This is a genomic window from Paractinoplanes atraurantiacus (assembly GCF_900215205.1).
In the GTDB taxonomy this organism is placed as follows: Bacteria; Actinomycetota; Actinomycetes; order Mycobacteriales; family Micromonosporaceae; genus Actinoplanes; species Actinoplanes atraurantiacus.
The window spans coordinates 165,279-188,162 of sequence record NZ_OBDY01000016.1 but is presented as its reverse complement, the minus strand read 5'-3'; the positions used below and the strand labels follow the sequence as shown (position 1 = coordinate 188,162).

Annotated in this window: 20 protein-coding genes and 1 pseudogene; 8 read left to right on the top strand and 13 right to left on the bottom strand. The window is 70.8% G+C overall.

What is annotated here, in order from left to right:
* Nucleotides 1-113: 113 nt before the first annotated feature.
* From CRP55_RS52345 to CRP55_RS30745, 3 genes are all read left to right on the top strand, one after another.
* Nucleotides 114-995: a hypothetical protein gene (locus CRP55_RS52345; protein ID WP_143235013.1), complete on the top strand. Its 882-nt coding sequence runs from the start codon at nt 114-116 to the stop codon at nt 993-995.
* Between the two features lie 85 nt (nt 996-1,080).
* Nucleotides 1,081-1,455, top strand: a complete 375-nt coding sequence (locus CRP55_RS30750) for a VOC family protein (RefSeq protein ID WP_097324276.1) — start codon at nt 1,081-1,083, stop codon at nt 1,453-1,455.
* 93 nt (nt 1,456-1,548) lie between these two features.
* Nucleotides 1,549-1,995, top strand: a complete 447-nt coding sequence (locus CRP55_RS30745) for a hypothetical protein (RefSeq protein ID WP_143235011.1) — start codon at nt 1,549-1,551, stop codon at nt 1,993-1,995.
* Between the two features lie 2 nt (nt 1,996-1,997).
* Here the strand turns inward: CRP55_RS30745 and CRP55_RS30740 are convergent, their stop codons facing one another.
* Genes CRP55_RS30740 through CRP55_RS30730 form a run of 3 tightly spaced genes read right to left on the bottom strand, consistent with a single transcriptional unit; the run spans nt 1,998 to nt 5,916 of the window.
* Nucleotides 1,998-3,344, bottom strand: a complete 1,347-nt coding sequence (locus CRP55_RS30740; protein ID WP_097324272.1) for a (Fe-S)-binding protein — start codon at nt 3,342-3,344, stop codon at nt 1,998-2,000.
* Nucleotides 3,345-4,463, bottom strand: coding sequence for an FAD-binding oxidoreductase (locus tag CRP55_RS30735; RefSeq protein WP_097324269.1), 1,119 nt, complete (start codon nt 4,461-4,463; stop codon nt 3,345-3,347).
* A 1-nt stretch (nt 4,464) separates the two neighbouring features.
* Nucleotides 4,465-5,916, bottom strand: a complete 1,452-nt coding sequence (locus CRP55_RS30730; protein WP_097324266.1) for an FAD-linked oxidase C-terminal domain-containing protein — start codon at nt 5,914-5,916, stop codon at nt 4,465-4,467.
* A 62-nt stretch (nt 5,917-5,978) separates the two neighbouring features.
* Between CRP55_RS30730 and CRP55_RS53340 the strand changes: the two genes are divergently transcribed.
* Nucleotides 5,979-6,662 (top strand): hypothetical protein, encoded by a 684-nt coding sequence (locus CRP55_RS53340; protein WP_097324263.1) that lies wholly within the window; start codon nt 5,979-5,981, stop codon nt 6,660-6,662.
* 123 nt (nt 6,663-6,785) lie between these two features.
* On the opposite strand, the gene CRP55_RS30720 is transcribed toward CRP55_RS53340, so the two are convergent.
* Nucleotides 6,786-7,940, bottom strand: a complete 1,155-nt coding sequence (locus CRP55_RS30720; protein WP_097324369.1) for a cytochrome P450 — start codon at nt 7,938-7,940, stop codon at nt 6,786-6,788.
* Between the two features lie 299 nt (nt 7,941-8,239).
* On the opposite strand from CRP55_RS30720, the gene CRP55_RS30715 reads away from it, so the two are divergent.
* Nucleotides 8,240-8,656 (top strand): helix-turn-helix domain-containing protein, encoded by a 417-nt coding sequence (locus CRP55_RS30715; RefSeq protein ID WP_097324259.1) that lies wholly within the window; start codon nt 8,240-8,242, stop codon nt 8,654-8,656.
* Here the strand turns inward: CRP55_RS30715 and CRP55_RS30710 are convergent.
* Complete coding sequence (locus CRP55_RS30710) at nt 8,595-9,638, bottom strand: MAB_1171c family putative transporter (RefSeq protein ID WP_097324256.1); 1,044 nt, start codon at nt 9,636-9,638, stop codon at nt 8,595-8,597. The genes CRP55_RS30715 and CRP55_RS30710 overlap by 62 nt on opposite strands.
* Nucleotides 9,635-10,123: a hypothetical protein gene (locus tag CRP55_RS30705; protein ID WP_245923492.1), complete on the bottom strand. Its 489-nt coding sequence runs from the start codon at nt 10,121-10,123 to the stop codon at nt 9,635-9,637. The genes CRP55_RS30710 and CRP55_RS30705 overlap by 4 nt, the downstream gene beginning before the upstream one ends.
* 190 nt (nt 10,124-10,313) lie before the next feature.
* Between CRP55_RS30705 and ppdK the strand changes: the two genes are divergently transcribed.
* Together ppdK and CRP55_RS30695 are read left to right on the top strand one after the other, a co-directional pair.
* Nucleotides 10,314-13,016, top strand: coding sequence for a pyruvate, phosphate dikinase (gene ppdK, locus CRP55_RS30700; protein ID WP_097324253.1), 2,703 nt, complete (start codon nt 10,314-10,316; stop codon nt 13,014-13,016).
* Between the two features lie 101 nt (nt 13,017-13,117).
* Nucleotides 13,118-13,525 (top strand): VOC family protein, encoded by a 408-nt coding sequence (locus CRP55_RS30695; protein ID WP_097324250.1) that lies wholly within the window; start codon nt 13,118-13,120, stop codon nt 13,523-13,525.
* Nucleotides 13,526-14,033: 508 nt separating this feature from the next.
* Here CRP55_RS30695 and recQ read toward each other — a convergent pair.
* The 3 genes and pseudogenes from recQ to CRP55_RS30680 all read right to left on the bottom strand — a co-directional run.
* Nucleotides 14,034-15,857, bottom strand: a pseudogene (recQ, locus tag CRP55_RS30690) (DNA helicase RecQ); the annotation flags it as partial.
* Between the two features lie 69 nt (nt 15,858-15,926).
* Nucleotides 15,927-17,822 (bottom strand): SpoIIE family protein phosphatase, encoded by a 1,896-nt coding sequence (locus CRP55_RS30685; RefSeq protein WP_097324243.1) that lies wholly within the window; start codon nt 17,820-17,822, stop codon nt 15,927-15,929.
* Between the two features lie 33 nt (nt 17,823-17,855).
* Nucleotides 17,856-18,497 (bottom strand): GTP cyclohydrolase II, encoded by a 642-nt coding sequence (locus CRP55_RS30680; RefSeq protein WP_097324240.1) that lies wholly within the window; start codon nt 18,495-18,497, stop codon nt 17,856-17,858.
* Between the two features lie 157 nt (nt 18,498-18,654).
* On the opposite strand from CRP55_RS30680, the gene CRP55_RS30675 reads away from it, so the two are divergent.
* Complete coding sequence (locus CRP55_RS30675; protein ID WP_097324237.1) at nt 18,655-19,347, top strand: RibD family protein; 693 nt, start codon at nt 18,655-18,657, stop codon at nt 19,345-19,347.
* A gap of 77 nt (nt 19,348-19,424) precedes the next feature.
* On the opposite strand, the gene CRP55_RS30670 is transcribed toward CRP55_RS30675, so the two are convergent.
* The 4 genes from CRP55_RS30670 to CRP55_RS30655 are packed head-to-tail and all read right to left on the bottom strand — an operon-like array spanning nt 19,425 to nt 22,881.
* Complete coding sequence (locus tag CRP55_RS30670) at nt 19,425-20,561, bottom strand: lysylphosphatidylglycerol synthase transmembrane domain-containing protein (RefSeq protein WP_179855395.1); 1,137 nt, start codon at nt 20,559-20,561, stop codon at nt 19,425-19,427.
* Nucleotides 20,562-20,621: 60 nt separating this feature from the next.
* On the bottom strand, nt 20,622-21,389 hold the full coding sequence (locus CRP55_RS30665; protein ID WP_097324234.1) for a class I SAM-dependent methyltransferase: 768 nt from the start codon (nt 21,387-21,389) through the stop codon (nt 20,622-20,624).
* The gene (locus CRP55_RS30660; protein ID WP_245923491.1) at nt 21,386-22,486 is read right to left on the bottom strand and encodes a glycosyltransferase family 4 protein; all 1,101 of its coding nucleotides are present in this window, start codon (nt 22,484-22,486) and stop codon (nt 21,386-21,388) included. The genes CRP55_RS30665 and CRP55_RS30660 overlap by 4 nt, the downstream gene beginning before the upstream one ends.
* Complete coding sequence (locus tag CRP55_RS30655) at nt 22,483-22,881, bottom strand: 6-pyruvoyl trahydropterin synthase family protein (protein WP_097324229.1); 399 nt, start codon at nt 22,879-22,881, stop codon at nt 22,483-22,485. The genes CRP55_RS30660 and CRP55_RS30655 overlap by 4 nt, the downstream gene beginning before the upstream one ends.
* Between the last annotated feature and the right edge of the window lie 3 nt (nt 22,882-22,884).

The window sequence follows — 22,884 nt, the reverse complement described above, 5'->3', positions numbered from 1 at the left end:
GGCGATAGCCGGAATCGGCCGTCAAATGGTCAGACTGTTCGCCTCCGAACGGCCGGTGCCGCCGTCCACAACGGACGCTTACGGTGTGCCTCCGACGCGTGAAGGAGCCGCCGATGTCCGAGGACGACACCCCGACGAAGAAGGTCTTCTCCTGGCTGGGCGTGGTGGCCAATCTCGGCGGCGCGGCCACCCTGATCGTCGGCGCGACGAGGGACAAGTTCGTGGCCGCCGGCCTGCTGGGACTGGCCGGCGGCCTGATCAGCCTGCTGATCGCCCGGGCACAACGGCATGCGGTGCTGGCGGCGTTCGGCGCGCTTCTCATGATCGCCGGAGTGGGCGTCGGCGGCCTGGGATTCGTTCTGGACCGGCGCGACGACGGCAACGCCCAGGCGACCCAGCCGGCGCCGTCTGTCACGACGCCGCCCACGCCCTCGATCACGGCCGCCTCGCCTTCACCGTCACCCTCCGAGACGAGCACTTCCTCGGAGTCGAGCACTACGCCCGATCCCACGACCGACCCGACCACGGGCCCGCCGCCGGGCACCGAGCTCGGCGTGCCGCTGGCCGGCACCGAGCGGCCCGATGGCCTGATCGCGACCCGCACCGAGAACGCCAGCTACACCATGGACATCGACGCCGACGACATCAGCGTCAACGGCACCGATGCGATCAACGGGTGGTACAGCGGCTGCAAGCTGTTCTGCCGCGCCAACGTGACGTCGTATGTCGATCTCGACCTGGGCCGCGACTATGACCGCCTCGAGGGAACCTTCGGCGTCGAGAACGGCAGCAACCCCGGCTCGGTGAAGGTGCAGGTGCTGTCGCTGGACGGTGGCCGCACCACCCAGCTGTTCAGCAAGACCTACAAGCTGGGCGAGGGCAGGAAGGAAACAGTGAAGGTCACCGGCGTCCTCCGTCTGCGGGTGGCGTTCACCGGCCCGCTCGGCAAGACCCACGGCGCTATTGCCGACCCGACCCTCTTCCCGGCGGCTTAGATGAGCGGCGCCGGCGGGGGTGACCGGCCCGTTCGAGCTGTGGGAGGTGCCGTGGTGGGTGCATGGCTGGCGGTAGGTTGGCGGCATGATCCTTCGCCACATCACTGTTGACAGCTCGCAGCCGTACGAGCTCGCCCGCTTCTGGAGTGAAGTGACCGGCTGGGCGCTGTCGGACGAGGACCTGCCGGATGACGACGAAGTGCTGCTGGCCGCGCCTGAGCCGGTGCCGAGCCTGCTGTTCATTCGGGTGCCCGAGGCCAAGTCGGTGAAGAACCGTCTGCACATCGACTGGATGCCGGACGAGCGCACCCGCGACGAAGAGGTCGAGCGGCTGGTCGGTATCGGGGCCAAGCTCTACGAGGACCACCGCGCGGAGGGCGGTCTGGGCTGGGTCACCATGCAGGATCCGGAGGGCAATGAGTTCTGCGTGGAGCGCAGCACGAAGGAACGCGATCTCTGAAGCACCACGGCCTGGGCCTTGCCGGCTCAGGCCGTCGGTGTGTATAGCCGGGCCTTCACCAATGTGGCCCACAACAAGTGGGAGGAGCGCAGCATGTGTCTGTGGACCTTCGACACCCGCGCCGACGACCACAGTCCCTATCTCGAGAGCTGCGCGAAGTCGCCGAACAGCCTCGCCAAGTGGTGGCTGCATCAGAAGTACGACAACTGGGGCAACACCGGCAACCCGCTGTGGGTGCTCCAGAGCCAGGGCACGTCGTCGACCTCCTGCCTCGAGGCCCATCCGAATGCCTCCCTGTCCTTCAACCTGTCCCTGGGCACCTGCAACTGGGCCGACGGGGGTAATGACATGAACAAGCAGTGGGAGGCCCTCAAGCAGACGAACGGATCCTGGGTGATCAGGAGCGTCGGCGCCAAGGTGTACAACAAGCAGCTGTGCATCGGCGCGTTCGGCGAGAACCAGATCGCGGTCCTCCTGCAGGCCTGCAACTTCGGCGCCACCCAGCAGTGGAACGCGGGTAACGCGACACCGGTGTCGTAGCGCTACAGGAACGACGGGCCCAGGTTGCGGATCGACGCGTCCAGGACCTGGGCCGTGTGGGCCAGGGCTATCGTGCCGCCCTGGCGGCGGATCGCCGAGGCGACCTGCATGAGGCAGCCGGGGTTGGCCGTGACCAGCAGGTCGGCCCCGGTGGCCAGCACGTTGGTGGCCTTGCGGTCGCCGAGCTCGGCCGCGGGCACGGGGTTGAGGATGTTCCAGATGCCGGCCGAGCCGCAGCAGATCTCCGGGTCCGCGATCTCGCGGAGCTTCAGCTCGGGGATGCCGTTGAGCAGGGAGCGGGGCTGCCGGCGTACGCCCTGGGCGTGCCCCAGATGGCAGGCGTCGTGATAGCCGATCGTCAGGGGCAGCGGGTGGCGTTCGGCCACCGGGCCGAGGTCGTGCAGCAGTTCGGCCAGGTCGCGGACCTTCGCGGTGAACGCGGCGGCCCGGGCCGCGTACGCCGGGTCGTCGGCCAGCAGGACGTCGTACTCCTTGAGCGAGGAGCCGCAGCCGGCGGCGTTGACCACGAAGTAGTCCATGCCGGTGCGCTCGAACGTGTCGATGAGCTTGCGGGCGAAGCGCCGCGCCTCCTGCTTCCGGCCGTTGTGCACGCTCAGCGCGCCGCAGCAGCCCTGCGAGGGCGGGATCAGCACGTCGCAGCCTTCGGCGGCCAGGACGCGTACGGTCGCGGAGTTGACCTCGGGGAAGAACGCACCCTGAACACAACCGGTCAGCATGCCCACGACGGCCCGCCGCGGACCTCGCGCGGCGACGCGGCGTGGGGGAGGCGGGACCCGGCGCAGGCGCGGCGCGAGCGACTCGAGCGTCGCCAGCGTGGGGGAGAGCCGCTCCAGAAGCGGGGTGATCACATTCCCCAAGCCGGACATTTGGTACGCCTTCAGTGGGCCCCGGAGAAGGCGCAGTCGTCGCCGGTACGGGAACACCGCGAAGATCGCCGAGCGCAGCGCCCGGTCGCGCGGCGAGCGGGTGTGGCGGCGCTCGACCTGGGCCCGGGTGTCCTCGATGAGGCGGTCGTACTTCACCCCGGACGGGCACGCGGTCACGCACGACATGCAGCCCAGGCACCGATCGAAATGCGCCACCATCGAGTCGCTGAGCGGTTCGCCGTTCAGCCCCTCGTTCATCAGGTAGATGCGGCCGCGGGGCGAGTCGGCCTCGGCGCCCCACAGCGCGTACGTCGGGCAGGCCGGCAGGCAGAACCCGCAGTGCACGCAGTCGGCGACCAGGTCGGCCCGCGGCGGATGATCGTCGTCGAAGGCGGCGGGACCGGCGACCGGGCCCAGCACGTCGCGGGGAGGCTCTCCGGTGCCCCATGTGGCGTCGACCATTCAGATGCCTCCCACGAACCGGCCGGGCGCGAACCGGCGTCCCGGGTCGAACTGCTCCTTGATCCGGCGCATCAGGACGAGGCCGGGCACGGGGCCCCACATGTCCAGGATGTCGCGGATCGGGGGCGGCGCGGTCAGTACGACCGCGTGCCCGCCGGCGGTCACGCACAGCGCTCGCAGCCGCTCGACCTCGGTGATGTCGCGCGGCGCCGCGTAAAGCACGCCCGTCCCGGCCGATCCCCGGACCGGGAAGCCGGACTCGGTCAGTGCCGGCACCCGCGATTTCGGCACGGACAGCTTCATCCCGATCCCGTCCGCGGACCACGGCGCCACGCCCCACCAGGCCGGCGCCTCCTCGCTGATCTCGCCCCCGATCAGCTTTTCCACGACCGAGGCCCTTTCGCGTACGCCGGTGGCGGTGCCCTCGAGCAGGACGGCCAGCTCCCCGGAGGCCGAGTCGATCTCGAGCGCGCTCGGCACGACCTGCGCTCCCAGCACGGCTGCCACTGCGGAAGCGGGTGCGGTCGTACGGACGTACAACCTCGAAACCGCAAGCGGATGCAACCGGAAGGCGCACTCGGTGATCAGCCCCAGGGTTCCGTAGGAACCCGTGAAGAGCTTGCCCAGGTCGTAGCCGGCGACGTTCTTGACCACCTTGCCGCCGGAGCGGGCGACTTTGCCGTCCGGCCGCACGACCGTGATGCCGATGAGCAGGTCGCGGACCGTCCCGTAATGCAGTCGCAGCGGCCCGCTGGTGTTCGTCGCGACCGTCCCGCCCACGGTCGCGCCGGTCGGGCCCTCGAGCACCAGCTGCTGATCGCCCAGCGACAGATCGGCCAGCGGCGTCCCGGCCCGGATCACCGTGATCAGATCGCCCGCCGCGTGCTCGACGACGCCGTTCAGCCGCGTCGTGTCGATGATCAGGTCGAGCCGGTCCGGCGGCGGGCCCCAATGGATCTTGGTGCCGGCGCCGCGGACGACGACGGTGACATCGCCCGCGTCCGCGATCAGCGCCGCCGCCTCCGCGGTCGAGGCGGGCGACGCGACCAGGCGGGCCGGCACGCCGCCCACGTGATCGTCGTCGGTGGCCGGCCGGGTCAGCTCGTCGAGGGCGCCCATCTCAGAACACCTCGGCGTCCGGGAACGCGTCGGCCGCCCGATGCCGGCCCGGCCGCTCGCCGCACAGCCTCGGCGTGGGGAAGATCTTGCCGGGGTTGGCCAGGCCGTCCGGGTCGAACGCGCACCGCAGCAGCTGCATCGTGTCCAGGTCGTCGTCGCCGAACATGCGCGGCATGTATTTCGCCTTGTCGGCGCCGACCCCGTGCTCGCCGGTGATCGACCCGCCGTACTCGATGCAGAGGTCGATGATCGCCCCCGAGGTGGCCTCGGCCCGCTCGGCCTCGCCCGGGACGCCGTCGTCGAAGAGCACCAGCGGATGCAGGTTGCCGTCGCCGGCGTGGAAGACGTTGGCCACCCGCACGCCGTTCTCCGCCGCCAGGTCGTCGATCTTGCGAAGGACCTGCGGCAGCGCGGTCCGCGGGATCACACCGTCCTGCACGATGTAGTCGGGGCTGATCCGGCCCACCGCGGCGAACGCCGACTTGCGGCCCTTCCAGAACAGCGCCCGCTCGGCGTCGTCGGCCGCGATCCTGATCTCGAACGCCCCGCTCTGCTCGCACAGCGCCGTGACCTGGTCGAACTGCGCCGCCACCTCGGCCGCCGGCCCGTCCAGCTCGACGATCAGCACCGCGCCCGCGCCCGCCGGATAACCGCAGGCCACCGCCGCCTCGGCCGCCTCGATGGCCAGCGCATCCATCATCTCGATCGCCGCCGGCACCACCCCGGCCGCGATGATCGCGCTGGTCGCGGCGCCGGCCTGATCGACGCCGGGAAACGCGGCGAGCAGCGTGCGCACCGACTCGGGCAGCCGGGTCAGGCGCACGGTCACCTCGGTCGCGATGCCCAGCGTGCCCTCCGAGCCGACGAACGCGCCGAGCAGGTCGTAGCCGGGCGGGTCCTCGGCCCGGCCGCCGATCCGCACCAGGTTGCCGTCGGGGGCGACGAACTGCAGGCCGGTCACGTGGTTGGTGGTGAAGCCGTACTTGAGGCAGTGTGCGCCACCCGAGTTCTCGGCCACGTTGCCGCCGATCGAGCAGATCTGCTGGCTGGACGGGTCGGGCGCGTAGTAGTAGCCGTGCGGCGTCGCGGCCCGGGTCACCTGGAGGTTGATCACGCCCGGCTCGACCACCGCGCGCTCGTCCTCGGGCGCGACGCCGAGGATGCGGCGCATCTGCGCGGTCACGATCAGCACCCCGTCGGCGTGCGGGAGCGCCCCGCCGGACAGTCCGGTGCCCGAGCCGCGGGCCACGAACGGCACCCGAGCCTCGACGCAGGCCTTGACCACGGCCGCGGTCTGGGCCGCGGTGTGCGGCAGCGCCACGATCGCCGGGACGACCCGGTAGTGGGCGAGGCCGTCACATTCGTACGTCCGCAGCTCCTGCCGGTCGGTGATGACCTGGTCGGGGCCCAGCTCCGCCCGCAGCCGCCGGGCCAGCGCATCGAGGTCGGTCACCCCGACAACCTAACCCGGAGCGCCCGGATCCGTCACGGTATGTGTTCTGCGAAGATGGCCCGATGCTCGCTCGTATCGCCGCCCCCGCGCTCTGCGTCGTGCTCCTGGCCGCCGGTTGTTCCTCCGGCGACGACGACCCGGCGCCGGAGCCGACCGGCCTCATCGCCGCCACCACCATGCGGGGGGCGCTGCTGCAGGCGACCGACATCGGGCCGACGTGGGCCCCGCCCGCCACCGCGCCCGACCCCAAGCAGCTGGTGAGCATCTGCGGCGGCACCTCGACGGCGCCCCCGGTCCCGCCGGGCGGCGAGGTCGTGGCCGCGTCCTTCGTGGACGAGGGGGAGAAGGGCGCGCAGACCCTCGACCAGACGGCGCTGGTCTACGGCGACGCGAGCGCGGCCAAGGCCGGCCAGGCGGCGCTGCGCGCGGTCGCCGACGGCTGCAAGGCCGACGTGTCGGTGCCGGCCACCGTCACCAACGACAAGTCCGAGCCCGCGTACACCGAGACCGTCGAGATCAAGACGCTGAACGAGAGCGGCTGGGACGGCTTCGCGGTGATCCGGCACAAGAAGTACGAGCCGAAACACCCCGGCACGGCCGACACCGCCGTCGCCGTGCTGACCAAGAGCAACGTGGTGCTCGTCGATGCCTACGCGATCTATCAGCTCAACAACGCCAGCACGTCGCCCAACTTCGGCGGCGACTGGCAGAAGCTGGTCGGATCGGTTGTGCAGCGCGTCGGCTGAACCTCGGAGCAACCTGTGAATGCGGCGCCCGGGATGGACAGCCCGCCGGAGAAGGTCTAATGTTCCGAGTGCGCCGTTGTGAGTTCTTCCCCCGTGGAATTCACAGCGGCGCCCTTATTTGCCCTACTTCGTCGTGACGGGCAGACGGGTGTATCCCCGCAGCGTGAGGCTGTCGCGGCGCTCGGCCCCTTCAGCGCGTGCCAGTTTCGGCAGTCTGCGCATCAATGCCGGGAAGGCCACCTGAGCCTCCAGCCTCGCCAGCGGCGCGCCCAGGCAGTAGTGGATCCCACCGCCGAACGAGAGCGGCGCGTTGTCCTTGCGCCGCAGATCGAGCCGGTCAGGCTCGGCGAACCGCTCCGGATCACGGTTGCCGCCACCCAGATAGGCGACCAGGCGATCACCGGGCTCGATCGGGACACCCGCGATCGTCGTGGCATCCCACGCGACCCGGCCCAGCAGCTGCACCGGCGAGTCGAACCGCAGCAGCTCCTCGGCCGCGGCCTCCGGATCCTCCTGCAGCGCCGGGAGCTGATCGGGGTGGTCCAGCAGCGCGACCAGGCCGTTCGCGAGCAGGTTGGTGGTCGTCTCGAAACCCGCCGCGAACAGCAGCGCGGCCATCGTCAGCAACTCGTCCTCGGTGAGACGGTCACCCTCCTCCTCGGCGCTGACCAGCGCGCTCAGCAGATCGTCCTGCGGGTGCTTCCGGCGCTCGGCGGCCAGCCCGGTCAGGTAATCCCGCATGATCTTGGCGGCGGGATCGGCTTTCTCGAGGACCTCGGGCGTGATGATGTCGAGCACCTGCGACCAGTCGCGCACCAGCGTCTGGAACTGGGCGCGATCCTGCTTAGGGACGCCGAGCAGCTCGCCGATCACATTAGCCGGCAGCGGGAAGGCGAACGCCGACACGAAATCGGCCTCGCCGGCGCCGTCGAGGTCGTCGAGAAGCTCGGTCACCATCCGCTCGACGGCCGGCCGCAGCTCCTGCACGCGGCGCGCGGTGAAACGTGAGCTGACGAGCCGGCGCAGCCGGGTGTGGTCGGGCGGGTTCTGCGCGATCATGCTGGTGAAGAACTGCTGGAGAGCCGGATGATCGGCCCAGTCGGGGAAGCCGACGAACGCCAGCATGTGCGCCGGCATGTGGCCCAGCTTCGGATCGCGGGCGACCGCCGCGCAGTCGGCATGCCGGGTCACGACCAGCGCATTGTCGCCGGCCCGGACCATCGGGGAGATCTCCCGCAGCCGGGCGTACCGCGGATAGGGATCCTCCCGCCCGACCATCGTGGTGAGCTCCGTGAGCAGGGTGAAGACTTCCGGACTCTCGACAACTGTCGTCACGGCGGACTCCTCTCAACGAGCAGCTTCGATATGAGGCGAAGCCTAGCGAGGGGGTGCGACAGAAAGGGGGTTTCGCGGGGTGGCGGGGCTGGCTTACGCTGGCCCGGGCTCATCAACCACAGTTTATGGCGTCCTGCATCGGGGGATGTGCATTGGCCGGCTCGCCGGTCCCTGCTCATGGACGCCGTTCGCTGTATGGTGAGCACCTCATCGTGATCCGATGATCGGGGGAGGAGGGCGTGGTGGGCGCCTTCTCCATCGCCGAGAAACTCGATCGCCTGTTCCGCTCGGTCCGGCCGGCGGGGCAGGGCGAGCCGAGTTACATGGCGGTGGCCGAGGCGATCCGGTCCGAGCAGAGCGTGCCGATCTCGCACACGTACATCTGGCAGCTGCGCACCGGGCGGCGCGGCAACCCGACGATCCAGCATCTGACCGCCCTGGCCACCTATTTCGGGGTGCCGGTGGCGTACTTTTTGGACGACGAGCAGGCGGCGCGGGTCGACGGTCAGCTCGAGCTGCTGCGGACCATCCGCGACGCCGGGGTCACCGAGATCGCGCTGCGGGCGGCCGACGTGTCGCCGCGAGGGCGCGACACGATCAGCGAGCTGATCCGGAAGGTGTGGGAGTCCGAGCGCCGGCCCGGCGATACTCCCGGCTGACGGCGCTGAGCCACGCGACCTCGTCGGCCAGCGTCGAGCCGACCGGCGCCCACTCGGCCGAGCTTCCCGTGGCGGGTTCGCCTGCTTTTCGGCGCTCCAGAGCTCGTACGATGGAATCGGCCTCTGACTTTGTGCTTTTGTCCCCTGTGGTTTCGAGGTAGGGGCGCAGGGCGAGCATGCCGTCCCTGATCTCGATGACCCGGCGGTAAAGGCGCAGGTGGATGTCGTCGACGCCGGCCAGCTCGACGATCGCGCGGCGCGGGGTGAAGAGGATGATCTCGGGGAAGGCGTCCCGCATGGCCTTCCACAAAGGCCTCAGAAGCAGGAGATTTCTGTACGCGGTGAGCGCGCTCCGTGCCCTCGGGCTGGCGGCGAGCATGCCGCCGGTGACCGTGAGCAGCACCGCGACGGTCTGGAACTGCTCGGCGACCGGCTCGACGTCGCGCAGACCCTCGAAGATCAGCGCGCTGATCCGGAAGAAGGCGAAGACGGTGATCAGCGCCGTGCCGACCGCCATCAGCCGCAGGGCGAAGCGGGGCAGGCCCTGGTGCACCTGACGGCTCGTCGACCAGAAGAGCGCCGACGCATTGATCAACACGAAGGCCAGATACGCCTCCAGGACCACCCAATAGGCGAAATTCCGGGTGGGTACGCGGGGCTCCGGCGGTGTCTCGCCCGCGATCAGGATGATCAGTGCGGCGAGGACGAGCACGACCAGGAGGGTCTGCCGCCGGTTGTCGCCGCGGCCGGTGACCAGGGCGACGAAGCGCAGAAGGAAGAAGGCGGCCAGCACACCGAACAGATGAGGCGCCGCGGGCATGTGGGTCTCGGCCAGGATCGGCGGGAAGGCGAAGGTCTTGCCCAGCGTGACGGCGGCGAGCGAGCCCCACAGTGCCCGCTGGCGTTTGTCGCGAAATACGGTGGGAAATCGCACGATCGCCATGCCCCAGAGCAGGGTCAGCAGGATCGCTGAGAGGATCACTCCAGGCCCAGGGCCTTGGCCACCCGGCCCAGCGTCGTGCGCGGCGGCTTGGGCGAGCGGCCGCGGATGAGTGACGCCATCATCTCGGCCTCGCGCTCCTGCTCGTCGGAGTACGCGGCGCGGCCCAGCGCGCGGCTGACGGTGGCCGGGTCGAGGTCGGGGAACAGGCGTGTCCGCGCGCTTCCGGCGCCGGCGCTTTCATTGCCGGTGCCCGAATGTCCGCTGAGGATGTGGGCCAGCTCGTGCAGGACGATGTGCTCGGCGTGCAGCGGGGACGTGCCGGGATCGTAGAAGACGTGGTCGGCCTCGGGAGTGCCGATCCACAGGCCGCAGGGCGCGTCCGCGCTGAGGCCGGGCACCGGCCGGCGGATCAGCGGACGTCCGCGCCGCTCGGCCACCTCGGCGCAGAACGTGTCCAGATCGAACGGGTCGGGCACGCGGACCCCGCGCAGGCGCGACTCGCATCGTCGCCGCAGGTTTTCCACCGTGGCCAGGCTACTCGCCGTGGTCGCTGCGCGGAACTGCGCGGAGAAAGCGCTTACCGAACAGGAGGTGATGGTGGTCTGTGGAAAACCCCACGGGACAGTTAACTATTAGGCGGATCTCTGCATAGCCTTAAGAATCTCGGGGCAGAAACCAGTTCGGCCGCGGAATCGAAACCGGAGGTGACTGGCCATGGAGAAGTTCGTCTACGACTTCGCCGAGGGCAACAAGGATCTCAAGGATCTGCTCGGTGGCAAGGGCGCCAATCTCGCGGAGATGACGAACCTCGGCCTGCCCGTCCCGGCCGGCTTCACCATCACCACTTCCGCCTGCCAGCGGTACCTCGCCGAGGGCTCGCACGTCGAGGGCCTCTCCGCGGAGATCGACGATCATCTGGCCGCGCTGGAGACGTCGATGGGCCGTAAGCTCGGCGACCCGGCCGATCCGCTGCTCGTCTCCGTGCGCTCGGGGGCCAAGTTCTCGATGCCAGGCATGATGGAGACGGTCCTCAACGTGGGGCTGAACGACGAGTCCGTGCAAGGGCTGTCGCGGCAGGCCGGCGGCAACGACCGGTTCGCGTGGGACTCGTACCGGCGCCTCATCCAGATGTTCGGCAAGACGGTGTGCGACGTTCCGGGCCACGAGTTCGAGGAGGCACTGCACGACGCGAAGGTCCGCAAGGGCGTGAAGGACGACGTGCAGCTCGACGCGGACGACCTCAAGGAGCTCGTCGCCGCGTACAAGAAAATCTTCGCCAAACACACCGGCCACGAATTCCCGCAGAGCCCCCGCGAGCAGATGGATCTGGCCATCGCGGCCGTGTTCCGGTCGTGGAACGCGGACCGGGCCGTGCTCTACCGCCGGCAGGAGCGGATTCCGGCCGACCTGGGCACGGCCGTCAATGTCGTGGCGATGGTCTTCGGTAATCTCGGCGCCGATTCCGGCACCGGCGTCGCATTCACGCGTGACCCGGCCACCGGCGAGAGCGGCATTTACGGCGACTACCTTCAGAACGCGCAGGGCGAGGACGTGGTCGCCGGCATTCGCAACACCGTGCCGTTGCAAGACCTCGAAAAGATCGACAAGAAGTCGTACGACGAGTTGCTCGCCATCATGGCGCAGCTCGAGGGGCATTACCACGATCTGTGCGACATCGAGTTCACGATCGAGCGCGGCAAGCTGTGGATGTTGCAGACCCGCGTCGGCAAGCGCACGGCGGCGGCCGCCTTCACGATCGCGGCCCAGTTGGTCGACGAGGGCATGATCTCCCTGGACGAGGCGCTCACCCGCGTCAGTGGGGCTCAGCTGGCCCAGTTGATGTTCCCTCGTTTCGACCTTTCCTCCCATCCCTCTCCGATCACGCGAGGCGTGGGCGCCTCCCCGGGCGCGGCGGCCGGCGAGGTCGTGTTCTCTTCCGCCCACGCGGTTGCGGCCGCCGCAGAGGGCAAATCGGTCATTCTCGTACGCCGTGAGACGAACCCCGACGACCTTCCCGGCATGATCGCGGCGCAGGGCATCCTCACCTCCCGCGGCGGCAAGACCTCGCACGCGGCGGTGGTGGCCCGCGGCATGGGCAAGACGTGCGTGTGCGGCGCCGACGAGATGGAGGTGGGCCGCGACCAGTTCACGGTCAACGGCCAGGTCGTCCGCGAGGGCGACACGGTGTCGATCGACGGGACGACCGGGCGGGTCTACCTGGGCGAGGTGCCGGTGCGACCGTCGGAGGTCGTGCAGTACTTCGAGGGCGACCTCGACCCGGCGCTGGCCAACGAGCCGCTGGTGTCGGCGGTGCACCTGCTGATGACGCACGCCGACTCGGCGGCCCGGCTGGCGGTGCGGACGAACGCCGACACGGGCGCCGACGCGGCCCGGGCGCGCCGTTTCGGGGCGCGCGGGATCGGCCTGTGCCGGACGGAGCACATGTTCCTCGGCGATCGGCGCCCGCTGGTCGAGCGGCTGATCCTGGCCCGCACGGACACCGAGCGCAACGAGGCGCTGGCGGCGCTGCAGCCGTTGCAGCGGGCCGACTTCCTGCAGATCTTCCGCGAGATGAACGGCCTGCCGGTGACGGTGCGGCTGATCGACCCGCCGCTGCACGAGTTCCTGCCGTCCCTTGAGGACCTGGCGGTGCAGGTGGCGGTGGCCAAGGAGCGCGGCGAGGAGGCCGAGCACGACGAGCGGATGCTGGCCGCGGTCCGGCGCATGCACGAGTCGAACCCGATGCTGGGCTTGCGCGGCGTCCGGCTCGGCCTGGTGATTCCCGGCCTGTTCGCGATGCAGGTGCGGGCGATCGCGGAGGCGGCGGTCGAGCTGGCGGCCGAGGGCGGCCATCCCCGCCCGGAGATCATGGTGCCGCTGGTCGGCGCGGTGCAGGAGCTGGAGACGGTCCGCGCCGAAGCCGAGAAGATCATCGCAGAGGTGGTCGGCACTTCCGGCATTTCGGGCGCTTCATCCGGCGTGGAGATCCTCATCGGCACGATGATCGAGGTGCCGCGGGCGGCGCTGACGGCGGGTCAGATCGCGGAGGCGGCCGAGTTCTTCTCGTTCGGCACGAACGACCTGACCCAGATGGGCTGGGGTTTCAGCCGGGACGATGTGGAGGGCGCGTTCTTCTGGCGCTACCTGGAGCTGGGCATCTTCGGCATCTCCCCGTTCGAGTCGATCGACCGCGACGGCGTGGGCCGTCTGGTCCGCATCGCCACCGACGAGGGCCGGGCGACCCGACCGGGCTTGAAGCTGGGCGTCTGCGGCGAGCACGGCGGCGACCCGGAGTCGGTGCACTTCTTCCACGAGGTGGGCCTGGACTACGTGTCCTGCTCCCCGTTCCGCGTACCGATCGCCCGCCTGGAGGCCGGCCGCGCGGCGGTCACCTCGGCGGGGTCGGATCACCGCTGACCCTCGCACGACCGGGTAGACCTCACCCTTACGACTGAATTTTGTCGGGGGTGGGGTCTAGCGTCAGCCGGGACAGGCCTTCACAGCCAAAGGAGTCCGCGATGGCATCCCGGCTCAACCCCTACCTCAGCTTCGACGGCACGGCCCGAGAGGCACTCGACTACTACAGGTCGGTCTTCGGCGGCGACCTGACCATGAACACCTACGGCGAGTTCGGCGCCCCCGACCCGGCGACGGCCGACCGCATCATGCACGGCCGCTTGGAGACCCCGCAGGGCTACACCATCATGGGCGCCGACGCCCCGCCCGGCAGCACCACCACACCGGGCAACAACATCGTGTGCAGCCTGTCCGGCGACACCGGCGAGGGCCTGGAGGCCATCTGGTCCAAACTGGCCGACGGCGCCGACATCGAGGTCCCCTTCGAGAAGCAGATGTGGGGCGACACGTTCGGCCAGCTCAAAGACAGATACGGCATCCACTGGATGGTCAACGTCACCGCCCAGTAGCCCGCCACCGGCCTGGCCCGGCCTGGCCCGGCCGGCCCGGCCTGGCCCGGCCCCGCCCCGCCCACCGCCTGGCCCGGCCCCGCCCCGCCCACCGCCTGGCAGCGCCGCGTAGCGTCACCCCACCTCGCCGGATTGCAGTTCGTCAGTTGTCGTCCGGCGGCGGCGGGTCGAAGTCGTAGTCGAAGTCGTCCGGCGGCTCCTCACTGAAGTCGAACGGGTAGGCCTCGTCCGCGTGGGCCGGCGGGGCGCCGCCGAATCGCGACCCGGCGCCGGCAGGAGCGGGGCGGGCCGAACTGCTGCCGACCGCCGGCGCTACGGTGCGCTGGGTGGCGGCGGCCCGTGACGCGGCGGTGGGGTGGGTGGTGGCGGTGCGTGACGCGGCGGTGGCGGCTGGCGCTGCCGCGGGCGACGGCGACGGCGACGGCGGGGGATCGTCGCCGAAGCGGGAGGCGATGCGGGCGGCGGGAGACGGCGGCGGGGCGGCATCCGCCGCGGCGCCGTCGCCGTGGAGGGTGTCCAGGACCTGCTGGCCGAACTTGGCCAGCTTGCTCTGGCCGACGCCGCTGACCGTGCCCAGCTCGGACAAGGTCGTGGGGTTGAGCGCGGCGATCGCGCGCAGCGTGGCGTCGTGGAAGATGACGTACGCCGGCATGCCCTGTTCCTTGGCCGTCGCCCCTCGCCACGCCCGCAGGCGCTCGAAGACCGAGGTGGCCGCGGGGGAGAGGTCGGCCGTGGGAGCCGCCGCGGCGGCCGAACGCTGTTTCGGGGCGCGGGTCTTGACCGGGGCCACCTCGCGGCGCATCGCGACCTTGGCCTGACCGCGGAGCACTTCCGCGCTGCTCTCGGTGAGCACCAACGTGCCGTACTCACCCTCGACCGCCAGATGCCCCGCGGCCAGAAGCTTACGCACGACGCCGCGCCACTCGGTTTCGCGCAGCTCGGTGCCGATGCCGAAGACCGACAGCTGGTCGTGCCGGAACTGCTTGATCTTGTCGGTCTGCTTGCCGACCAGGATGTCGATGGACTGGCCGGCGCCGAATTTCTGTCCCCGCTCGCGCTGGAGCCGCAGCACCGTGGACAGCAGTTTCTGCGCGGCCACCGTGGCGTCCCAAGACTCCGGCGGGGCCAGGCACGTGTCGCAGTTGCCGCAGTTGTCGCCCGACTGGTCCTGACCGAAATAGGCCAGCAGCTCGGACCGCCGGCACGACACCGTCTCGCAGAGCGCGAGCATGGCGTCGAGGTGTTTCGAGGCGTTGCGGCGGAAATTGACGTCGCCGTCCGAACTCTCGATCATCTTGCGCTGCTGGACCACGTCCTGGAGCCCGTACGCCAGCCAGGCGGTCGACGGCTGGCCGTCGCGGCCCGCCCGGCCCGTCTCCTGGTAGTAGCCCTCCACGGATTTCGGCAGATCGAGGTGGGCGACGAAGCGTACATCCGGCTTGTCGATGCCCATGCCGAAAGCGATCGTCGCCACCATGACCAGCCCGTCCTCGCGCAGGAAGCGGGACTGGTTGGCCGCGCGGACGCGGTTGTCGAGGCCCGCGTGATAGGGCAGCGCGGTGATGCCGTTCTGGTTGAGGAACTCGGCGACCTTTTCCACCGAGGCGCGCGAGAGGCAGTAGATGATGCCGGAATCGCCCGGATGCTCCGTGCGCAGCAGGTCGAGCAGCTGCTTGCGCGGCTCGTTCTTGGGCACGATCCGGTATTGGATGTTGGGCCGGTCGAAGCTCGCCGTGAAGTGGCGGGCGTCGTCGAGGCGCAGACGGGTGGCGATTTCCTCGCGGGTGGCGCTGGTCGCCGTCGCGGTCAGCGCGATGCGCGGCACGTCCGGCCAGCGCTCGTGCAGCATCGACAGGCCGAGGTAGTCGGGGCGGAAGTCGTGGCCCCACTGCGAGACGCAGTGCGCCTCGTCGATCGCGAACAGGGAGATCTTGCCCCGGTCGAGCAGCCGCTGGGTCGCCGCGACGCCCAGGCCCTCGGGCGCGACATAGAGAAGGTCGAGCTCGCCATTGACGAACTCGGCCTCGACCAGGCGGCGCTCGTCGTAGTCCTGCGCGGAGTTGAGGAAGCCGGCCCGCACGCCCAGGGTGCGCAGCGCGTCGACCTGGTCCTGCATGAGGGCGATGAGCGGTGAGATCACCACGCCCGTGCCCGGGCGGACCAGCGCCGGAATCTGGTAGCACAGCGACTTGCCGCCGCCGGTGGGCATGAGCACCAGCGCGTCGCCGCCGTCGACGACATGCTCGATGATCTCGCGTTGCTGCCCACGGAAGTCGAGGTAGCCGAAGACGCGGTTGAGGACGTCGTAGGCGGGAGTCGGTGGCGAAGTCACGAAGCGATATTAGAGAGGTGGACCGACAATCTGCTCGGACCCTGTGGATAACTCGGCTCTGTGGATAACTCAGGGATGCAGCGCGACGAGTGCCAGAATCGTCTGCGCCGGCGATCCCGGCGACGCGACGAGACTCAGCGGCGCTCCCTGAGCCGTGTGCTGAGCCGCGACGTGGTGCAGCGCGGAGACCCCGGCGCTGGACAAATGCGTCACCGTTGACAACTCCACAGTGAGAGGCACAGTTCCACCCCGGCTCCGCCGCAACAGCTCGCGCCGGGCGAGCGACGCCGTCTGCGCGTCCAGCGGTCCTTCCACCCGTACGTGTGCCTCGTCATCACCCTCCTGCTCGACGATGCGGAACTCGACAGCGGCCGGCGCCGACGGCGGCGCCGGAGGATCGCGCATGTCCAGCAGCCGGGCCGGCCGTGTCAACGGCTGCCGGATCCGCGCGACCGTGCCGTCCGTGTCGTGCGTCACTGTCAGGCTCTCGACCAGCTGGGAGGTCAGAGCCAGTCCCCGCCCGCGATTCTCCTGGCGCGATGGTTCGCGCCATTTCCCCCGATCGGTCACGACCGCCTCGACCGCGCCCGAGGCCGTCAGCGAGACGGTCACCGTCACCGTCGAACCCTCGGCGGCGGCCGCGTGCTCCACCGCGTTGGTCATCAACTCCCCGAGAGCGTGCTGCAGCACGAAGACATCCTGATCGGTGGCCCCGGCCTTCGTCAGCCACGCACCCAGCTCATGGCGCGCACCACGCAGAACGGCCGGCTCGGCCGGCAGATCAAGGACCAGATTTTGTACGGGGGTCACGCGCTGCACAGCGAGCAGCGTGATGTCATCGCCGTGGCCCGTCGCGCGCACCAACAGCTCGACGGTCTGCGTGCACACCCGTTCGGCCGGGGTGGCCTCCGGATCGCGCAGCGCCCGCCCGGCGGCGCTGTCCGCGGCGAAATGCGCCAACTCGGCGGCGCTCGACGTGTGGTCGCGGCCCGGCCGCTCGAGGATGCCGTCGCTGTAGAGAAGCAGCAGGTCCCCGTCCTGCAACCGGGCCTGCCCGACGGAGAAGGATCCGCCCGTGCCCAAGGGGGCGCCCCCGGTGAGGGGCAGATAACGCGTGCCTCCCGCGCCGTCGACGACCAACGGCGCCGGATGGCCCGCCGTGCAGTACTCGGCCGCACCCGAGACGGTGTCGAGCACGACCAGGGCGACCGTCGCCGCGTGGGCCGCGGGCACGCGGGCGGCGAAACGATCCACGGCGCCGACGGCCTCGGTCACCGAGGCGCCGGAGTAGAGACGGTCCTGCAGGACCGCGCGGAGCTGGCCCATCACACCGGAGGCGGCCACGCCGTGACCGACGACGTCGCCGACGATCAGGGCCAGGCGGCCGTCGGGCTGCACGATCGCGTCGAACCAGTCGCCTCCGGCCGCCGTGTCGGTCTCGGCCAGCAGATAACTCGCGGCGACCTGGGCGCCGGGCAGCACGGGAAGCCCGGCCGGAAGCAGTTCCCGCTGGAGCGCCGTGATGACCTCGCGGCTCTCCTCGTAGCGACGGCGCAGGCGCTCGGTGTCGGCCGCCGCGGCCTGCCGCTTGTACACGGCCTCGGTGACGTCGGTGCCGATGCCGATCACGCCGCGGCGTTCGCCGTCCACGGTCCAGGGTGTGATCGTGAAGTCGGCGAACATCTCGTGTACCGATCCGTCCGGCATGTCCAGGTGGACCCGCCACTCGCTGCCGTCGAACGGCTTGCCGGTGCGGTAGACCTCGTAGTACGCGTCGACGATCTGCTGACCGACCAGATCGCTGATCACCTCGCGGATCGGCCGGCCGAGGTAGTCGCGGCCGGGCAGGACGGCACGCGTGGCCCCGCTCAACAGGAGCACCCGAAGCTCGGGGCCTTCGCAAACGGCCAGGATGAACGGCACCTGGTCGACCGCGGTCAGGGTGAGCTCGGGGTCGTCCGCCATCCCCATATGGTGCCGGATGACCCCGGGCATCAGTTACTCGGCCAGGGGTAGCTCGATCGTGTGAGCCGTGTGCGAGGCCTTGGTGGCCAGATAGCGCACGTTTGTCGGAGACATGTGGACCCCGGTCGGGATCCGCTGCGTCACGTCGATCCCGCTCTTCTCGAGTTGCAGGGCTTTGTCGGGATTGTTGCTCAGCAGCCGGATCCGGTCGGCGCCGAGCGCCAGCAGCATCTGCGCGGCCGGCGCGTAGTCGCGCTCGTCCTCACCCCGGCCCAGAGCGACGTTCGCCTCGTACGTGTCCAGGCCGGCGTCCTGCAGCGCGTAGGCGTCCAGCTTGGCGTACAGGCCGATGCCGCGGCCCTCCTGGCGCAGGTAGAGCAGGAGGCCGCCCTGCTCGGCGATCCGCTCCACGGCCTCGCGCAACTGCGGGCCGCAGTCGCAGCGCTGGCTGCCGAAGACGTCACCGGTCAGGCACTCGCTGTGCGGGCGCACCAGCGGGGCGCGCCCGCCGGCGGCGGACTTCTTCAGGGCCCGCTGCCAGTCACCGAGCCCGAGGGCCAGGTGCTCCTTGCCGTCGACGAGGCCGTCGAAGGTCATCACCCGGGCCGGCGTCGCGTACCCGTCTCCGAATCGCAGCGGAACGGTCACCTGCTGCCGCACGGTGGCTTCTATCATCGGTCCTCCTCGTTGGTTCCCCGTTGATCGCTATACCCGCCGCCGGAGTCACCGCACCGCAACAGATTGCGAACGTGCCAGTAATCGTGTCCCGGATTATCTTGGACGCAACTGTTCGGCCAGGGTGACGATGGTCGCTCGACGGGAGGCGTCATCGGTGGTTGAGCGTCCTTACACGTTGCTGAGCTGCGGCATGTCCATCGACGGCTACCTCGATGACGCGGCGCAGGAGCGGCTCCTGCTGTCCAACGAGGCCGATTTCGACCGGGTCGATGAGGTTCGTGCCGGTTGTGACGCGATCCTCGTCGGGGCCGCGACGATCCGGCAGGACGATCCGCGCCTGCTGGTCCGCTCGGCCGAGCGCCGGGCGGCCCGGGTCGCCCGGGGCGAGACACCGAACCCGATCAAGGTCACGGTGACGGGCAGCTGCGCCATCGATCCCGGCGCCCAGTTCTTCACCGCGGGCGAAGTGGACAAAATCGTCTATTGTGCTTCGCCTTCGGTCGAATCGGCCCAGGCCAAGCTCGGCGACGTCGCCACCGTCGTCGACGGCGGCGAGCCGGTCGACCTGCACCTGGTGACGGCCGACCTGACCGTCCGCGGGGTGCGGCGGCTGATGGTTGAGGGCGGCGGGCGGATGCACACCCAGTTCCTCACCGCGGGCCTGGCCGACGAGCTCCAGCTGGTGGTCGCCCCGTTCTTCGTGGGCGACTCGAGGGCGCCCCGGTTCGTCACCGACGGCGACTTCCCCTGGGGCCCGGGGCGCCGCGCCACGCTGGCGGAGGTCCGCCAGATCGGTGACGTAGTGCTGCTGCGCTACGCCTTGTCCGACCGCTTCCAGCCGGCCTGACCAGGTCGCGGGGGAAGGCCCGCGGCCCTGGTGGGGCCACGGGCCGCGGCGTAAGAGCCAAGCCAACGAGGGCCGCCTCAGGCGCCGGTGCGCGCCAGCTCGCGCCCGAGCAGCATCTCCGGCGCGATCGGGGCGGCGAGACGGGCCACGGAGACCGGCACGGTCGCGGATGCCGGTACCAGCACCGGCACGACGGGCGCCGGCGAGACCGGAATGGCTGAGACGGGTACCGGCAGCGCGGGCGCCGGGGAGACGGGAACGGCGCGGCGCAGGGCGAGCGAGGTGCGCAGGCCGGCGGTGGCGCGCACCAGGAGCACGGCGGCGCCGGGCAGGGCGGCCACGAAGGCGAAGACGCCGTAGACGACGGCCGTGGTCAGGCCCTGGGTGGCGCTGAGACCGGCGGCGCCGAAGGCCCAGGCGGTCACGGCCTCGCGAGGGCCCCAGCCGCCGATGTTCAGGGGCAGCGACATGGCCAGCAGGGCCAGCAGCATCAAGGGAGCCAGGCGCAGCAGGGAGGCGGTTGAGCCGGCGGCTCGGGCCGCCACCACGAAGGTGGCCAGGTGGCCGACGAGCACGACGGTCGAGGCCAGCGTGACGCCGGGCCAGTTGCGGCGCGACAGCAGGCCGGTGCGGATCTCGGCCGCGCCGGTGCGCACGGCGGAGGCGACCCGCGAACCGCCCTGGCGCAGCTTGCGGACGGCGAGCAGCAGGATCACGGCGGCGGCGGCCAGCGCGGCCACGACGACCGCGACGGTGGCGCCGTGCCGGGACAGTGCCGTCAGAACAGGCGACGGCACCGTGAGCAGCACCGTGACGCCCACGCCGATCAGGACCAGCTGGCCGGCCGTGCGCTCCAGGACCACGGCCCGCACGCTCTTGGCGACGTCACCCTCGTCGCGGCCGTGGGTGACCGCCCGGTCGACGTCGCCGAGGACGCCGCCGGGCAGGGCCGCGTTCAGGAAGAGGGCCTTGTAGTAATCGGCGATCGCGCCGCCCAGCGAGAGCCGCAGGCCCAGGCCGCGCGCCACCAGGCACCAGCGCCAGGCGCTGAAGACCGTCGTCACCACGCCGATGCCGAACGCCAGCGCGAGCAGCGGGCCGTCGATCACCCGCAGGCCGTCGAGGAAGGCGCCGGTGCCGAGCCGCCACAGGAGGAAGCCGAGGATCCCGGCCCCTCCCAGGATCCGCAGCCACACCCAGATCGATCGCGTCACTTCGCCGTCCCCTTCGATAGCCCGTCTTTCCCCTAGTACGCCGGGGCGGGCACAAAGGGTTCAGCCGAAGATCGCTAAAAGATCGACATGTCCGACCGACACGCTCGGAAGGTCACCCAGACGGGCGGCCAGATAGTCGTCCAGGGCCAGCTCCGGGTCCTGCTCACGGGCGGCGCCGACCCAGCCGCGCAGCCATTCCGCGGTCAGTTCCGGGCGCTCGGAACCGAGCTGCCACGGGCTCGGCCGGGTCACGACCGTCGCGCCCGCTTTCTCAAAGGCCTGGGTGGCGTACGCCGGCGCGTCCGGCCCGAGAAGACGGCGGTCGCCCTCGACCCGGCGCTGGTGCGCGTTGAACGCGGCCTCGACCTGCCGGTCCTCCGGCCGTGCGGGGTCCAGGGTGACCTCGCCGGCCACCGAGAGCGTGAACAGCGCGGCCGTGCCGGCGGCGGCGAGGGCGGCCACCAGCGAGTCGATCTCGTCCTCGGTGAGCAGGTCGAGCAGGGCCGAACAGGTCACCAGGTCGGTGCCGTCCAGGTCCTCGGCGGTCAGCGCGGTGACGTCGCCGAGGGCGCCCTCGACCGTGACACCGGGCAGCCGCAGGTGCGAGGTCGCGTAGTGCAGCAGCTTGGGGTCGCGGTCGGCCAGGATCCAATGCTGCGGGGTGGGCAGCTTCGGGGCGAGCCAGCGGCCCAGCGAGCCGGTGCCGCAGCCGAGGTCGCGGATGACGTGGATCGGCTGGGGGAGCCGTTCGACCAGGTCGGCGGCGCGGGCGTCGGCGTCGGCCGGCTCCCGCAACCCCAGCCACGACTCGCTGAACTCACCGGTCATGCGGACTCTCCTTCGATCGACGTCGCCGCCCGGGTGACGGGCGGCGCGGGGATGGTCGGTGACGGCGGGGCTGGTGGCATGCCGTCGAGGATCTCGGTGATGCGGTCGGCCGTCGCGGTCCAGGTCGGGAGGGTTTCCCGGCGCTGGAGGGCGGCGGCGCGCAAGTTGGCGCGGAGCGAGGGGTCGGTGAGCCAGGCGCGCAGCGCCGCGGCCAGGGCGGGGCGGTCGTCGGCGGGCACGAGCATGCCGGGCCGGCCCAGGGGGGTGGTGCCCAAGGCCTCAGGGACGCCGCCGACGGCGGTGGCCAGGACGGGGATGCCGCGGGCCAGGGCCTCGGTGACGACCATGCCGTACGTCTCGTTGCGCGACGGCAGGACGAACAGGTCGGTGCCGGCGTAGGCGGCGTCGAGGTCGGCGCCGGCCAGAGGTCCGGTGAATTGGATGCGGCCGCTCAGATACGGGACCGGATTGATGAGTGCGCCGGCAAAGGTGCACTTCCAGCGCAGGCCGGGCAGGTCGTTCTCGAGGGCGCCGACCAGCAGGTCCTGGCCCTTGCGGGGGGAGACCGAGGCGACGCAGAGCAGCCGGTGGCCGTCGGGGTGCGGCTCCGCGACCGGGAACGAGCCGACGCCGGGCGCGGCGACCTCCACGCGGGGCAGGTCGTGCATGGCGGCCACGTGGGCCGCGGCGGCCTCGCTGGTGGCGATCACGGTGGTGGCCAGGTGCAGGGTGGCGCGCTCCTTCGAGCGCAGGTCGGCGGCCCGCTCCGGGGAGAGGCCGGTCTCGTCGCTCAGCGGCAGGTGCACGAGCACGGCCAGGCGCAGGCGGTGGGCGTGCGGCGCCAGGAGCTCGGGCACGCCGCAGCCGACCAGGCCGTCGACCAGCACCAGGGCGCCGTCGGGGATGTCGGCCAGCGCCCACTGCAGGGCGCGCCGGGAGGCGGGGCTCGGCGACGGCCACGTGCCGCCGATCGCGAGCTCGTGGACGTCGCGGTGCAGGCGGCACAGGACGGCGCGGTCGTAGCGGTTGCCGCCGCTCGGTGCCGCCGGGTCGTCGATCCCGCCCGGCAGCACCGCCCAGAGAGGTGGCGAGCTCACAGATCGCGCTCGTACGAGGCCCATGCGATGTGCGACTCGTGCAGGGTGACCGAGATGCCGGTCAGCCCGGCCGCGCCGGGGCCCAGGTCACCGGCGGCGACCTTGTCGGCCAGGCGGTCGGCGATCACCTTGGCCAGGAACTCGGTCGACGTGTTGACGCCCTTGAAGGCGGGGTCGTCGTCGAGGTTCTTGTAGCTGAGCCCGCCGCAGATCGCGTGCAGCTCCTCGCTCGCCCGGCCGATGTCGACGACGATGTTGTCGTCGTCCAGCTCGGGCCGGCGGAACGTGGCGTCCACCACGAAGGTCGCGCCGTGCAGCTTCTGGGCCGGTCCGAAGACCTCACCCGAGAAGCTGTGGGCGATCATGATGTGGTCGCGGACGGTGACGCTGAACAAGAT

Bases quoted from the DNA above. Each gene is read 5' to 3' on its own strand.
- CRP55_RS52345 (WP_143235013.1), top strand. From the start codon at position 114: ATGTCCGAGGACGACACCCCGACGAAGAAGGTCTTCTCCTGGCTGGGC.
- CRP55_RS30750 (WP_097324276.1), top strand. From the start codon at position 1,081: ATGATCCTTCGCCACATCACTGTTGACAGCTCGCAGCCGTACGAGCTC.
- CRP55_RS30745 (WP_143235011.1), top strand. From the start codon at position 1,549: ATGTGTCTGTGGACCTTCGACACCCGCGCCGACGACCACAGTCCCTAT.
- CRP55_RS30740 (WP_097324272.1), bottom strand. From the start codon at position 3,344: ATGGTCGACGCCACATGGGGCACCGGAGAGCCTCCCCGCGACGTGCTG.
- CRP55_RS30735 (WP_097324269.1), bottom strand. From the start codon at position 4,463: ATGGGCGCCCTCGACGAGCTGACCCGGCCGGCCACCGACGACGATCAC.
- CRP55_RS53340 (WP_097324263.1), top strand. From the start codon at position 5,979: ATGCTCGCTCGTATCGCCGCCCCCGCGCTCTGCGTCGTGCTCCTGGCC.
- CRP55_RS30720 (WP_097324369.1), bottom strand. From the start codon at position 7,940: ATGGTCGGGCGGGAGGATCCCTATCCGCGGTACGCCCGGCTGCGGGAG.
- ppdK (WP_097324253.1), top strand. From the start codon at position 10,314: ATGGAGAAGTTCGTCTACGACTTCGCCGAGGGCAACAAGGATCTCAAG.
- CRP55_RS30695 (WP_097324250.1), top strand. From the start codon at position 13,118: ATGGCATCCCGGCTCAACCCCTACCTCAGCTTCGACGGCACGGCCCGA.
- CRP55_RS30685 (WP_097324243.1), bottom strand. From the start codon at position 17,822: ATGGCGGACGACCCCGAGCTCACCCTGACCGCGGTCGACCAGGTGCCG.
- CRP55_RS30680 (WP_097324240.1), bottom strand. From the start codon at position 18,497: ATGATAGAAGCCACCGTGCGGCAGCAGGTGACCGTTCCGCTGCGATTC.
- CRP55_RS30665 (WP_097324234.1), bottom strand. From the start codon at position 21,389: ATGACCGGTGAGTTCAGCGAGTCGTGGCTGGGGTTGCGGGAGCCGGCC.